The following is a 14,519-nucleotide window of genomic DNA, read 5'->3' as shown; positions in this document are numbered from 1 at the left end:
AGTCGTTATCAGTCAGCTTTCCAAATTGTTAAAGAGCAAAGAGTTTCTATTGAAACCACTTTTTAAAGACTTTCAGCGACAAATAGCCCCATCCAATTTATAAAACCGGATGCGTGACATCGTAAAAGTATTTAAAGAGTGGTGGGCGATACCGGGCTCGAACCAGTGACCCCCTGCTTGTAAGGCAGGTGCTCTCCCAACTGAGCTAATCGCCCATAAATTTTCTTATCTAAAATAAGCATTCCTATGGAGGAATGGTGGGTCGTGCAGGATTCGAACCTGCGACCAATTGATTAAAAGTCAACTGCTCTACCAACTGAGCTAACGACCCATATCTTCTATCTCTTAAGAGAAGGAAGTGGTATCCCGTAGGGGAGTCGAACCCCTGTTACCGCCGTGAAAGGGCGGTGTCCTAGGCCTCTAGACGAACGGGACACAGGATTTGAAAGCAATGGGATGCTTTCTGAACTCTTTTCTATATAAACCTAATCAATCTGTGTGGGTACTCATCAAAAATAATCTTCGTATAAGGAGGTGATCCAGCCCCAGGTTCCCCTAGGGCTACCTTGTTACGACTTCACCCCAGTCATGAACCACAAAGTGGTAAGCGTCCTCCCGAAGGTTAAACTACCTACTTCTTTTGCAGCCCACTCCCATGGTGTGACGGGCGGTGTGTACAAGGCCCGGGAACGTATTCACCGTGGCATTCTGATCCACGATTACTAGCGATTCCGACTTCATGGAGTCGAGTTGCAGACTCCAATCCGGACTACGACGCACTTTTTGGGATTCGCTTACTTTCGCAAGTTCGCTGCCCTCTGTATGCGCCATTGTAGCACGTGTGTAGCCCTACTCGTAAGGGCCATGATGACTTGACGTCGTCCCCACCTTCCTCCGGTTTATCACCGGCAGTCTCCCTGGAGTTCCCGACATTACTCGCTGGCAAACAAGGATAAGGGTTGCGCTCGTTGCGGGACTTAACCCAACATTTCACAACACGAGCTGACGACAGCCATGCAGCACCTGTCTCAGAGCTCCCGAAGGCACACCTGTATCTCTACTGGCTTCTCTGGATGTCAAGAGTAGGTAAGGTTCTTCGCGTTGCATCGAATTAAACCACATGCTCCACCGCTTGTGCGGGCCCCCGTCAATTCATTTGAGTTTTAATCTTGCGACCGTACTCCCCAGGCGGTCTACTTAACGCGTTAGCTCCGAAAGCCACGGCTCAAGGCCACAACCTCCAAGTAGACATCGTTTACGGCGTGGACTACCAGGGTATCTAATCCTGTTTGCTCCCCACGCTTTCGCATCTGAGTGTCAGTATCTGTCCAGGGGGCCGCCTTCGCCACTGGTATTCCTTCAGATCTCTACGCATTTCACCGCTACACCTGAAATTCTACCCCCCTCTACAGTACTCTAGTTTGCCAGTTTCAAATGACCTTCCGAGGTTGAGCCCCGGGCTTTCACATCTGACTTAACAAACCACCTGCATGCGCTTTACGCCCAGTAATTCCGATTAACGCTCGCACCCTCCGTATTACCGCGGCTGCTGGCACGGAGTTAGCCGGTGCTTCTTCTGTTGCTAACGTCAAGCAACGCAGTTATTAACTACGAAACCTTCCTCACAACTGAAAGTACTTTACAACCCGAAGGCCTTCTTCATACACGCGGCATGGCTGCATCAGGCTTTCGCCCATTGTGCAATATTCCCCACTGCTGCCTCCCGTAGGAGTCTGGGCCGTGTCTCAGTCCCAGTGTGGCTGATCATCCTCTCAGACCAGCTAGGGATCGTCGCCTTGGTGAGCCATTACCTCACCAACTAGCTAATCCCACATAGGCGTATCCAATAGCGCAAGGCCCGAAGGTCCCCTGCTTTGCTCCGAAGAGGTTATGCGGTATTAGCCATCGTTTCCAATGGTTATCCCCCTCTACTGGGCAACTTCCTATGCATTACTCACCCGTCCGCCGCTCGTCAGCGAAGTAGCAAGCTACTTCCTGTTACCGCTCGACTTGCATGTGTTAGGCCTGCCGCCAGCGTTCAATCTGAGCCATGATCAAACTCTTCAATTTAAGATTTTGTGACTCAACGAATACTGACTTCAAAACTATTCTTCTTAAAAGAAGAAGTAACTTTAAAGCTATTATCTATCCAACAGATAGATAATGAATTGACTGTGCCAATCATTAGTAAACTAATAATCGATTTGGTCACTCGGTTCATTGAAATCATTTTTGCTTTTCTTCTTCGTTAAAAGAGAGAAGCTTTTTGATTATCATCAACGAGTGCCCACACAGATTGATAGGTTTAAATTGTTAAAGAGCGTTGTTCTTATCGATAATGCTTAGTGCATCTCGTTGAACAGGGCGGCCATTTTAGCGATTTAAAAGCTCGTGTCAAACACTTTTTTAAAACTTTTATTTCTTTCACTTTCGAAAGTGAAATCAAACTAGCCGAGGCTGTTTTCGCTAACCTTTTTGAGAAGGCTTTGACCTCTAACCCGTGCTGCAGCTTGGCTGCGTGCTCCGTGTCAGTGAGGGCGCATTATAGAGATCCAAATCACATTGGCAAGATCTTTTTTCAGTTTTTTTTGATTTTCTTTTTGTTCGATTAAAAAAGAGGCACAAGGCCTCTTTTTTGTATAAATAGTCATCGAATCGATGAGTTATTATAGAAATGCATAGGCATCAGCATACATTCTTTGACGATTAGCTTGTTTATATTGAGTAAATCGTTCTCTCGCTGCTCCTGCCATTTCAAATCGGCCAGCAATATAGATGTCAAATTCAGCTAAAGACTCAAAATCTTGCTCGATCGCTTCTAATACATTGCCGATCTTTCCTGCCCAGTTGTTTTCTTCTGACTCAATGACCGGAACAAAATGCACATGATTATGTTGCTTGGCTATCGCGTGCAGCTCCTCCATGGCATAAAGCTGAGAACTGTCTTTAGCGCCCCAATACAAATAAATGGGTTGAGTGTTTTTTTGGCTAATGCAATGATCAAGTATTGAACGCACATAACTAAAGCCAGTACCTCCAGCAATCAATAACAAAGGTTGCTGATTATCTTCTTGTAACCATGCCTCTCCATGTGGAGCATCAATTTGAATACTACTGCCATCTGCAAATGCCTGATTCATTGCTTCAACTACTTCAATGGCATAGGCATTATGTTCCGCCGCCCCGATATGTAATTCAAGTTCACCTAAATGGCGACACGGACTGCTTGCGATTGAAAATGGGCGTTTGTCCTTTTCCCCCATCACCACCATTAAATACTGCCCTGCTTTAAAAGAAACGGGAGATTGTGGATGCAGCAAGATTCGAAAGGTGTTACTTGCTAATGGCTCAATAGATTTTACTTTACATTCAATGGTCATGATTCCCTCTTGTCACTCTTCCAGCATTAACACTAAGTGACTTTTTGCGTATGCTTGGCAAGGCAATATCCATCCCTGTTGCTGCTCTTGTTGAGTCAACATAGGTTCAAGGCGATATTCCACTTCCCCTTCTATTTTTTTACAAAGACAAGTCATGCAAGCACCTAATTTACATCGGTACGGCAAACTTACTCCTTGTTCCTGTGCTGCAGACAATAGGGTTTGAAGTGAATCGACTTCAAATACAATATCATCTGGCTTTATCCATACTTTATGCTTCATTTAGATGGCAAGATATTCAAGCTATCCCAAATATGGTCGATTTTTGCCACCAGCTGAGGATCTTTGATAATTGGTGTTCCCCATTCTCGAGTGATTTCTTGTGGTAATTTATTTGTGGCATCAAGCCCTAAGGTTGAGCCTTGTTCATCGCTCAACAATAAACTATCGCGCGAAGGGTCAATACGAGTGGTGATCGCCCAAATCACATCATTCCAATCCTTAATATCAACATCACCGTCACACACAACGATGTACTTCACGTTAACTCTGTCAATGAAATGAGCTCTCAAACGCGCGATGAGATCAAGGCCTTGTTTGGGTTGTTGCTTGGTGATCTTCACGAAAACAATTTGTTGAGACTCTGCTGCAATGGGAAAGTTCACATCAAGGATCTCAGGAAACTCAGACGTTAATTCATCTCGATCCAACGCTAATAAAGGAGCCTTATTTGCTTCTGATTGCAATTGTGGTTGTGATAATGCAATTTCCTCTGGCCATTTCTTGGTTATATCAAGCCCCATTTTGGAACCGAGCCCCGCCACTGGCGAAGCAAAATCCAAAGAGTCGATTGGCGTATGATCAATAAATAACGTATCTCGTTCCGGTTCCATGTGTTGCACCATGGCTTTTGAAACACTTGACCAATCTCTTGCATCCACGTCTTCATCACACACTAAAACAAATTTGGTGTACATAAATTGACGTAGAAAAGACCACACTCCCATCATCACCCTTTTGGCATGACCCGGATATTGTTTTTTCATTGTCACTACCGCCATGCGATAGGAGCAACCTTCCGGCGGGAGATAAAAGTCGGTAATTTCAGGAAATTGCTTTTGTAAAATAGGCACGAACACTTCATTTAATGCCACACCAAGCACCGCAGGCTCATCCGGTGGACGGCCAGTATACGTACTGTGATAAATGGCTTGCTCACGCATAGTAATATGGGTGATGGTAAAAACGTGGTGTTGTTCTGGTTCGTTATAATAGCCAGTGTGATCACCATATGGCCCTTCATCGGCAAATTCCTGCGGGTCAATATAGCCTTCTAAAACTAATTCCGCGCTCGCAGGGATATCAAGATCATTACTGATGGATTTTACGACTTCAGTTTTACTACCACGCAATAAGCCAGCAAAAGCGTACTCTGATAAGGTATCCGGTATTGGTGTGACCGCCCCAAGAATGGTTGCCGGATCGGCCCCAAATGCCACAGACACTGGAAAAGGCTCTCCGGGGTGGGTTTCCATCCAATCTCGCAAATCCAAAGCACCACCACGATGAGCAAGCCAACGCATAATCACCTTATTTTTAGCGATCTTTTGTTGACGATAAATCCCTAGGTTTTGGCGTTTTTTATTTGGTCCTTTGGTTATCGTTAAGCCCCAAGTTAAAAGCGGAGCTACATCACCAGGCCAACAGCTCATCACTGGAATACGATCTAAATCGACCTCATCGCCTTGCCAAACGATTTTTTGACAAGCGGCTGAACGTAGTCTCTTCACTGGCATGTTTAAGACTTGCTTAAATAGAGGTAATTTCCCCAAAGCATCTTTAAAGCCTTTAGGCGGCTCAGGTTCTTTTAAAAAGGCCAGTAATTTACCGACTTCACGCAATTCCTCCACTCGCTCACGCCCCATGCCCAAAGCCACTCGTTCAGGTGTCCCGAATAGATTGGTTAACACCGGCATGTCATAACCGATAGGATGTTCAAACAATAAGGCAGGGCCACCAGCGCGTAAAGTACGGTCACTGATTTCGGTCATCTCATAATGTGGATCAACAGGATGTGAAATTCGCTTAAGTAAGCCATTCCTTTCTAAGCGTTCAATAAAGTCACGTAAATCTCTAAAGCTCATAACCTTCCTAATGGATGCTTGCTGTGATGGCGATTATATACACAAGCCATACAATATACATGGCCTCGCTAATAAAAGCGAAATCCTTCTCATTACTCAATAATATCGAAGCGCTTACTGAGCAGAAATGCTGAGATAAGCTTGCATGGATTGTAGTAGATTTTGTCCGTGACTCACTTGTCCCTCTTGTACAAGAGAAACCAACCAATCGTGATGCTCACTTTCCGATAGTGCTCTTGCCACCATTAAGCCATCACTATTTTGATTCAATTTCTCGATTAAAAATGCTTGTATCGATGGCGTCATAGGCTGCACCTTGACGAGTTGTTGTATTGCGAGCGGTTTTAATACCGGGTTTTTAGTTGCATTCATCACTTGTTGCAGAGAAAAACTATCTGCAACTTGGCCTAAGCGCTGCACTTCCTCCACGCTAGAATCATTGGCTTTCATTTTCCACAAGACATCGTATAACTTTTCATCTTGGGTCCGCTGCGCCAATTTGATCACAATCGCCGTGGACGGCAACCATTGCACCACGCTAGAGCCATCAATTTGCTGAACTAATTGTTGCAACGCCGCCTCAGAAAAACGATCCACTTCTTGCAAAAATAATTGCTCTTTTTGTTGACGTTGAAACTCATCCCCTTGCAGCCAATCTTTTAATTGCAACTCTCCACTTTCTACCGCCATGATAAGATCAATATTGTGTTGCTCTTGCTGCCATGCAGACAGTACACGATTGGCAACTAAAGCAGTATTAAAGGCAGGGTAAGAGGTAGAGTAATCCTCATACGACTCTATTAATTGATAAACCGGTTGCTGTTGCTGCTGAGATTGGAGAAATACCAACAAGCTTGGTGATAAGGCCAAGTGGTCACTTTCAATTCTTTTTAATAAGAGGTAACGGGTGACTTCTTGCTTAGGCAAAGGAATTGCTTGGAGTGCTGTTTGAAGATCAGCGATCTTATCTTGTAAAGCCAATTGATACAGTTGTTCGGTGGACACTTGGACTTGTGGGTTGACCATCCAAGAGGAGGCCTCTTCTTGAGTCATGACGGTCGCTGCACTGCTGTGACTAAAAAGTCCAAGCAATAACCACCAACTCATCATTAACCATCCGTGTTTCATAGATTGCACTTCCTAATTCAGAAGCCATCTATAATGTCGCTGAATATTGCATTCGACAATAAAAATCACCGCCCAATGTGAGCGGTGATTCAATTAATTCATCTTCATCAAGCTAAGCGGTCTTATTGACGACGCATCGCATCAAAAAACTCATTATTCGTTTTGGTCATCGCGAGCTTATCAATCAAGAATTCCATCGCATCAGTTTCACTCATAGGGTGAACAATCTTACGTAGGATCCACATTTTTTGCAGCTCATCGGCTTTAGTTAACAACTCTTCACGACGAGTACCTGAACGGTTAAAGTCGATAGCAGGGAAAACACGTTTTTCCGCAATCTTACGGTTTAAGTGTAGTTCCATGTTACCTGTCCCTTTAAACTCTTCGTAGATCACTTCGTCCATCTTAGAGCCAGTATCAACCAACGCTGTGGCGATGATGGTTAAGCTGCCACCTTCTTCCACATTACGCGCGGCACCAAAGAAACGCTTAGGACGATGTAGTGCATTCGCATCCACACCACCTGTAAGAATTTTACCCGATGACGGTACTACGGTGTTATAAGCACGAGCGAGACGAGTAATTGAATCCAACAAGATCACAACGTCTTTTTTGTGTTCAACCAAACGTTTAGCTTTTTCGATTACCATTTCAGCCACTTGAACGTGACGTGATGCTGGCTCATCAAATGTAGAAGCAACCACTTCGCCTTTCACCAAGCGTTGCATTTCTGTCACTTCTTCTGGACGCTCATCAATCAACAACACCATCACTTCACATTCAGGGTGATTGTGAGTAATGCTTTGTGCAATATTTTGCAGCAACATGGTTTTACCCGCTTTTGGCGGAGCAACAATCAAACCACGTTGACCTTTACCAATCGGCGATGCCAAATCCAATACGCGCGCAGTAATGTCTTCCGTAGAACCATTACCACGTTCCATGACGATGCGATCATTAGGATGAATTGGTGTGAGGTTTTCAAAAAGGATTTTGTTGCGGGCGTTGTCTGGACGGTCATCGTTAACGGTATTAACTTTTAGGAGGGCAAAATAACGTTCACCGTCTTTTGGTGGTCGAATTTTACCTGCCACCGAATCACCGGTACGTAAGTTAAAACGACGAATCTGGCTTGGTGATACATAAATATCATCAGGACCCGCTAAGTACGAGCTATCGGATGAACGAAGGAAGCCAAAACCATCTTGTAAGATTTCTAATACGCCATCGCCAAAAATATCTTCACCACCTTTCGCATGCGCTTTTAGGATGGAAAAAATGATATCTTGTTTTCGTAAACGGGCTAAGTTTTCCAAACCTAGGCTTTCACCAAGCGCAACAAGCTCAGATACAGGTCTGTTTTTCAGTTCTGTTAGGTTCATAGTGGTGGATGCTTTTTTTGTCAAAATAGGATTCTGTTGGTTGTTTATATGAAATGTATGGCCTATAGGAACGGCCAAGAAATGAACATTTGTGTAATTAACGTGCGATAAATTATCACTAAAGTTAAAACGAGTCTAGCTTTATAAAAACAAAACCGCATATAAACAAGTCATACGCGGTTAAGTTTGTCATCTTATCTGCAATTATAAGTTTGCATCCAAAAACTCTTTTAATTGAGTTTTCGATAACGCGCCCACTTTTGTTGCTGCAACACCACCGTCTTTGAACAACAGTAATGTTGGAATACCGCGGATGCCAAACTTTGGTGGTGTGCCAGAGTTCTGATCAATATTCAGTTTACCAATCGTCAGTTTACCTTCATATTCATCAGCAATTTCATCAAGAATTGGGGCAATCATTTTGCAAGGACCGCACCACTCTGCCCAGAAATCAACTAAAACTGGACCCGCAGCTTTGATTACATCATTCTCAAAACCTTCATCAGAAAGCTGCATAATCTTGTCACTCATCTTCCACTCCAATGTATATTTTTATGATCTGGTTGGATGATAACCAGCAAATAGATTCCCTATTGGAATGGATTTACTTTCGTATTGCAAGCTTAAGCTGATATTCTATAGCAATGAAAAAGACACACATCACAGAGCAAAAATTCGCCGACTTGGATTTATTACCCCAAGTCATTGAAGGATTGGAGAAAAAAGGGTTCGAATATTGTACCCCTATCCAAGCCTTGGCGTTGCCGGTACTGCTCACCGGCCAAGACATTGCAGGCCAAGCCCAAACGGGCACGGGTAAAACCCTTGCGTTTTTAACTGCGACCTTTAACCATTTGCTCAAAACTGCCGAACCTGAAGGCCGAGCAAAAACACAACCACGTGCGATTATCATGGCACCCACTCGCGAATTGGCTATTCAAATCTATCATGATGCGGAAGGCTTAATCGAGAGTACGGGCTTGAAAGCGGCACTCGCTTACGGTGGTGAAAGCTACGATAAGCAATTAAACAAGCTGCAAGATGGTGTCGATATTTTAATTGGCACTTGTGGTCGTATTATCGACTTCTATAAACAAAAAGTCTTTAACCTCAATAATATCCAAGCAGTTGTACTCGATGAAGCCGACCGCATGTTTGATCTTGGATTTATTAAAGACATTCGTTTCTTATTCCGTCGCATGCCACAGCCTAGCGATCGTCTTAACATGCTTTTCTCTGCTACTTTATCTTACCGAGTCCAGGAACTCGCGTTTGAACACATGCACAATCCTGAGCATGTCGTAGTAGAAGCCGCACAAAAAACCGGCCATCGCATTGAAGAAGAATTATTCTACCCTTCAAATGAACACAAAATGGCGCTTCTTCAGACATTAATTGAAGAAGAGTGGCCTGAACGTGCAATTATTTTTGCCAATACTAAGCATAAATGTGAAGCCGTTTGGGGTAGTCTTGCCGCAGATGGACACCGCGTCGGCTTACTTACCGGCGATGTTGCGCAGAAAAAACGTGAGCGTATTTTAGAAGAATTCACTCGTGGCGATGTTGATTTCCTTGTGGCAACCGATGTTGCAGCGCGTGGTTTACACATCCCAGCCGTGACTCATGTCTTTAACTTTGATCTTCCTGATGATTGTGAAGACTATGTACACCGTATCGGTCGTACTGGCCGCGCAGGTGCTAGTGGTAAATCCATCAGTTTTGCCTGTGAACAATATGCCATTAACTTACCGGCGATTGAAGAGTATATCGAGCACTCGATTCCCATGTCAGAATATGACGCCAGTGCTTTGTTAACAGATTTACCGCCAGCATTACGCTTACAAAAACGTCCACAAACAAACCGCAGAACCAATACTGGCGGTAACCGTGGTAATAATCGTAATAATGGTTCTCGCAATAACGGTCCACGCACCAATAACCGTCGTCCGCGTCAACCAAGTAATACTAAATAAAGGAAATGATTGGCTTATGAGCGATACAGTTTCTTCACCTCTTTACGCCGCCATTGATCTTGGCTCCAACAGTTTTCATATGTTGGTGGTCCGTCATATTGAAGGCAGCGTACAAACCATGGCAAAGATAAAGCGTAAAGTACGTTTAGCTAATGGCTTAGATCAAAATAATTATTTAAGCCAAGAAGCCATGCAGCGAGGTTGGGACTGTTTAAGCTTATTTGCTGAGCGCTTACAAGATATTCCGGCTGGCAATATTCGTATTGTTGGCACCGCGGCATTACGCTCAGCAACCAATGTGGATGTGTTTGTCAAAAAAGCCAATCAAATTCTAGGGCATCCCGTCGATATCATTTCCGGTGAAGAAGAAGCTGCCACCATTTATAAAGGGGTGGCACATACTTCAGGTGGTTTAGGCCATCGCTTAGTGGTTGATATCGGCGGAGCCAGTACTGAACTGATCATTGGCCGAGAATTTGAAGCCAAGGCTCTAGTAAGTTTATCGATGGGCTGCGTAACCTGGTTGGATAACTATTTCCATGACCGCCAGCTTACGCATACTAATTTTGAAAACGCTATCCTCGCAGCAAAAGCTACACTCTCTCCCATCTTAGAACGTTATACCGAGCTAGGTTGGGATGTCTGTGTGGGTGCAAGTGGCACCGTGCAAGCGCTCCAAGAAATCATGCTTGCACAAGGAATGGATGAAATCATCACCCTAGCTAAGCTCAAACGCTTACAAAAACAAGCCATGATGGCGAGCCATTTGGAAGAGCTTGAAATCGAAGGCCTCACTTTAGAGAGAGCATTAGTCTTCCCAAGTGGTTTATCCATTTTAATTGCTATTTTTGAAAGTTTACACATTGACTCAATGACCTTAGCAGGTGGCGCACTACGTGAAGGTTTAGTGTATGAAATGATTGGTGAAATGCGCCAATCGAACATTCGCCAAAGAACCATCACCAGTGTCCAGCAACGTTATCAAGTCGACCGTCAATATGGTGCTCAAGTGGCACAAGTGGCAAAACAATTACTGGAACAATGTGGGCATCAAGATTGGATTCCAGAAGCTCAAGCCGAATTTCTTCTACAATCGGCGGCCGAATTACACGAAATTGGCTTAAGTATTGATTTTAAAAAAGGTGGTCAACACGGCGCTTATTTATTACAAAACTTAGATCTCCCAGGGTTTACTCTGGCTCAAAAACATTTTTTAGCCGAGCTGGTAAGACGCTATCGTGATCAATTATCGTCGCTACCTGAGCAACATGCTTTATCTGGGCAAAGCTGTAAGCGACTACTTAGGTTACTACGACTGTCAGTATTATTGACTCATCGTCGCAGTGCCCACCTTCAGCCTGAGTTCGAATTACAGGCAGAGGGTGATCAGTTAACCTTAAAAATGGATGCTCAGTGGCTGCAACATAACCCATTAACGCAAGCCGAATTAGAAATTGAAGCGAACCGTCAATCTGATATTGGTTGGCCGCTGACGCTGAGTTCTTTATAACTTATCCATCGTTGAGTTATAAATCTCAACTGCGGATAATAAATCACTCTGATAATAAGTAACCAACCTCAACTGCGGATAACTAAAAACGGGCGCTGAGATCATCAGCGCCCGTTTCCTATTAGGTTGCCATCAAGAGTTTATCAGGATGACTTTTCGGTTTTGTCTTGCGAAATATTATCTTGCGCTAACCACTCGGCAACGTCTTTGGCAAAGTAAGTCAAAATACCATCAGCACCGGCACGCTTAAAGCACAGTAATGATTCCATCACGGTTTCTTTTTCTTTTAACCAACCGTTCAAAATAGCCGCTTTATGCATCGCATACTCACCAGAGACTTGATAAGCAAAGGTAGGGACTTGCAATTCCGTTTTAACGCGAAGAACGACATCTAGGTACGGCATTCCCGGTTTCACCATCACCATGTCAGCCCCTTCATTGATGTCCATTGCCACTTCATGAATCGCTTCATCACTATTGGCTGGATCCATTTGATAATTTTTCTTATCTGCACCTTTTAAATTTGCTGTTGAACCGACAGCATCACGGAATGGACCATAGTAATTTGATGCGTATTTTGCTGAGTAAGCCATGATTTGAGTATGAATATGACCTGCTTTTTCTAACGCCTCACGAATTTTACCAATGCGTCCATCCATCATATCAGACGGTGCGACGACATCGGCTCCTGCCGCGGCATGAGAAAGGGCTTGCTTCACCAGAACTTCGGTGGTTTCTTCATTCAATACATAGCCATCTTTATCTATGATACCGTCTTGACCATGAGTGGTATACGGGTCTAAAGCCACATCGGTAATCACTCCAATGCTAGGAACATGTTCCTTTAACGCACGCACAGCACGTTGCACTAAACCTTCTGGGTTATAAGCTTCTGTAGCACATAAGGATTTCACATCTTGATTCACCACAGGGAATAACGCAATCGCAGGCACTCCCAGCTTGGCTAAGTAATCTGCCTCTTCGAGCAATAAATCAATCGATAAGCGCTCAACACCCGGCATTGACTCAACCGCTTCACGACGGTTTTTGCCCATCAAGACAAACATTGGATAAATCAAATCATTGACTGACACCTGATTCTCAGCCACTAAACGACGACTAAAATCATGCTTACGAATACGGCGCAAACGACGACCAGGAAATTGACCTTGAATAGATACCGACACCTTGATTCTCCTTTTTGACAACATTCTGATTGTGATAACGTCATCATATCACTGTCACTCACGCATGAAAGTACAATCATGACTCTCTGAGTAAATTCATGCCATGATCTTATTAAACGAGTCATTTATACTGGTTCAATAATACTTTTACTAAACCGAGTTTTTCATGATAGATAGCCACGCCCATATATACGCTAAAGATTTCGAACATGACTTAGACGATGTCATTCAACGTGCTCAAGAGGTAGGGATATCCAAAATTTTACTGCCAAATATCGACCTAAACTCCATTGAACCTATGCTGGCCACCGAGGCTCGCTATCCTGATATTTGTCACTCGATGATGGGGTTACACCCTTGTTATGTGAATGGCAATATTGAGCAAGATCTTGCCACTATAAAATCTTGGTTTGCTCAACACCACTTCATTGCGGTAGGAGAAATCGGTATCGACTTATATTGGGATAAAACCTTCCAAGCAGAACAAGAGTTCGCCTTTCGCACTCAGCTCCAATGGGCCAAAGAGCTTAATTTACCGGTCGTTATCCATACGCGAGATTCTATTGAGCAAACCTTATCCATTTTATCGCAAGAACAAGATGGTCGTTTAAAAGGGGTATTTCATTGCTTTGGCGGAACGGTGGCAGAAGCCAAAGCGATTAATCAACTGGGCTTTTCTTTAGGAATCGGCGGTGTCTCGACGTTCAAAAATGGTGGCATGGATGATGTCATCCCTGAATTGGATCTTAATTTTGTGATTCTAGAAACGGATTGCCCTTACCTTGCGCCAACTCCGCACCGTGGTAAACGCAATGAGCCCTCGTTCATGAAATTAGTGGCACAGAAAATTGCTGATTTAAAAGCGCTGCCATTATCGACGATTAGCGACATCACCGCGCGCAATACTCAAGCCCTTTTTAATCTTAAATAACCTAGTCATCACCGCCCATAAAAAAACGCAGCTCCAATATTGAGCTGCGTTTTTTCGTTCATTACTCTGTTAAGCTTCGCTGTCTGATGATTCTTCTTCCTCACCTCGTTTGGCATAAAAACGAGAAAAGAACAGGCCAATTTCAAACAAAATACACATGGGTACTGCAAGTAATGTTTGCGATACCATATCTGGCGGAGTCAGTAGCATTCCAACCACAAAAGCGATCACGATAATATAAGGGCGTTTCTCCGCAAGCGATTTCGCATCCGTTGCCCCCGTCCAGCACAACAAAATAATTGCAACCGGTACTTCAAAGGCAATGCCAAAGGCCATGAATAAAGAAAGCACAAAATCGAGATAGCTTGAAATATCAGTCGCAAATTGCACGCCACCTAAAGATATCGCCGTAAAAAAGCTAAAGATCAACGGAAACACCACAAAATAAGCAAAAGCAACGCCACAATAAAACAACAAGGAGCTGGAAAAAAGCAAAGGGGCAATCAAACGACGCTCATGCTTATAAAGCCCTGGCGCGACAAAAGCCCAAATTTGGTATAGCACCAATGGAACTGCCACAAATACCGATGCCACTAAGGTTAATTTTAATGGCGTAAAAAATGGTGAGGCCACATCGGTTGCGATCATAGTTGCCCCTTCTGGCAAACGATCAATCAAAGGGGCTGAAACAAACTCATAAATATTACTCGAGAACCAAACCAAACAAATAAATACCGCTAAAACCGACACCAACGCTTTTAAAATCCGATTTCTCAACTCAATCAAATGAGTAATGAGAGGTTGCGTTTCTTCTTGGCTAGACATGAAAACCTCTTGGTAGCACGAAACTCATTAACGTCATAACAACGTTAATGAGTAATAAA

Annotated in this window: 11 protein-coding genes, 3 tRNA genes and 1 rRNA gene; 3 read left to right on the top strand and 12 right to left on the bottom strand. The window is 43.8% G+C overall.

Annotation, left to right across the window (positions count from 1 at the left end):
• Positions 1-139: 139 nt before the first annotated feature.
• The 10 genes from VCA1004_RS00575 to trxA form a co-directional block, all read right to left on the bottom strand.
• Positions 140-215 (bottom strand) — tRNA-Val (locus VCA1004_RS00575).
• Positions 216-255: 40 nt separating this feature from the next.
• Positions 256-331: transfer RNA gene (locus tag VCA1004_RS00570), tRNA-Lys, on the bottom strand.
• Between the two features lie 28 nt (positions 332-359).
• Positions 360-435, bottom strand: a tRNA-Glu gene (locus VCA1004_RS00565).
• Positions 436-527: 92 nt separating this feature from the next.
• Positions 528-2,070, bottom strand: a 16S ribosomal RNA gene (locus VCA1004_RS00560).
• 596 nt (positions 2,071-2,666) lie between these two features.
• Positions 2,667-3,380, bottom strand: coding sequence for an NAD(P)H-flavin reductase (fre, locus tag VCA1004_RS00550; protein WP_086981938.1), 714 nt, complete (start codon positions 3,378-3,380; stop codon positions 2,667-2,669).
• Positions 3,381-3,392: 12 nt separating this feature from the next.
• The gene (locus VCA1004_RS00545; protein ID WP_086981937.1) at positions 3,393-3,662 is read right to left on the bottom strand and encodes a 2Fe-2S iron-sulfur cluster-binding protein; all 270 of its coding nucleotides are present in this window, start codon (positions 3,660-3,662) and stop codon (positions 3,393-3,395) included.
• Positions 3,659-5,524, bottom strand: coding sequence for a 4-hydroxy-3-polyprenylbenzoate decarboxylase (ubiD, locus tag VCA1004_RS00540; protein ID WP_086981936.1), 1,866 nt, complete (start codon positions 5,522-5,524; stop codon positions 3,659-3,661). The genes VCA1004_RS00545 and ubiD overlap by 4 nt, the downstream gene beginning before the upstream one ends.
• A 114-nt stretch (positions 5,525-5,638) precedes the next feature.
• A complete protein-coding gene (locus VCA1004_RS00535) occupies positions 5,639-6,652 on the bottom strand; it encodes a hypothetical protein (RefSeq protein ID WP_086981935.1) in 1,014 nt (337 codons plus the stop codon).
• A gap of 122 nt (positions 6,653-6,774) precedes the next feature.
• Positions 6,775-8,034, bottom strand: coding sequence for a transcription termination factor Rho (gene rho / locus VCA1004_RS00530; protein WP_086981934.1), 1,260 nt, complete (start codon positions 8,032-8,034; stop codon positions 6,775-6,777).
• A 204-nt stretch (positions 8,035-8,238) separates the two neighbouring features.
• Entirely contained in the window at positions 8,239-8,565 is a 327-nt protein-coding gene (gene trxA / locus VCA1004_RS00525) for a thioredoxin TrxA (protein ID WP_027695437.1), read from the bottom strand.
• A gap of 113 nt (positions 8,566-8,678) precedes the next feature.
• Here trxA and rhlB point away from each other — a divergent pair, with 113 nt between their 5' ends.
• Positions 8,679-10,007: an ATP-dependent RNA helicase RhlB gene (rhlB, locus tag VCA1004_RS00520; protein WP_086981933.1), complete on the top strand. Its 1,329-nt coding sequence runs from the start codon at positions 8,679-8,681 to the stop codon at positions 10,005-10,007.
• A gap of 16 nt (positions 10,008-10,023) precedes the next feature.
• Complete coding sequence (gene gppA / locus VCA1004_RS00515; RefSeq protein ID WP_086981932.1) at positions 10,024-11,517, top strand: guanosine-5'-triphosphate,3'-diphosphate diphosphatase; 1,494 nt, start codon at positions 10,024-10,026, stop codon at positions 11,515-11,517.
• 143 nt (positions 11,518-11,660) lie between these two features.
• Here gppA and hemB read toward each other — a convergent pair whose 3' ends face one another.
• Positions 11,661-12,704 (bottom strand): porphobilinogen synthase, encoded by a 1,044-nt coding sequence (gene hemB / locus VCA1004_RS00510; protein WP_086981931.1) that lies wholly within the window; start codon positions 12,702-12,704, stop codon positions 11,661-11,663.
• A gap of 166 nt (positions 12,705-12,870) precedes the next feature.
• On the opposite strand from hemB, the gene VCA1004_RS00505 reads away from it, so the two are divergent.
• Positions 12,871-13,635, top strand: a complete 765-nt coding sequence (locus VCA1004_RS00505; protein ID WP_086981930.1) for a TatD family hydrolase — start codon at positions 12,871-12,873, stop codon at positions 13,633-13,635.
• A gap of 69 nt (positions 13,636-13,704) precedes the next feature.
• On the opposite strand, the gene tatC is transcribed toward VCA1004_RS00505, so the two are convergent.
• Entirely contained in the window at positions 13,705-14,460 is a 756-nt protein-coding gene (gene tatC, locus VCA1004_RS00500; protein ID WP_086981929.1) for a twin-arginine translocase subunit TatC, read from the bottom strand.
• Between the last annotated feature and the right edge of the window lie 59 nt (positions 14,461-14,519).

It is taken from the genome of Vibrio aphrogenes (genome assembly GCF_002157735.2).
Lineage (GTDB): Bacteria > Pseudomonadota > Gammaproteobacteria > Enterobacterales > Vibrionaceae > Vibrio > Vibrio aphrogenes.
Note: the sequence above shows the minus strand (reverse complement) of the source record. Positions and strands in the feature narration are given on the sequence as shown.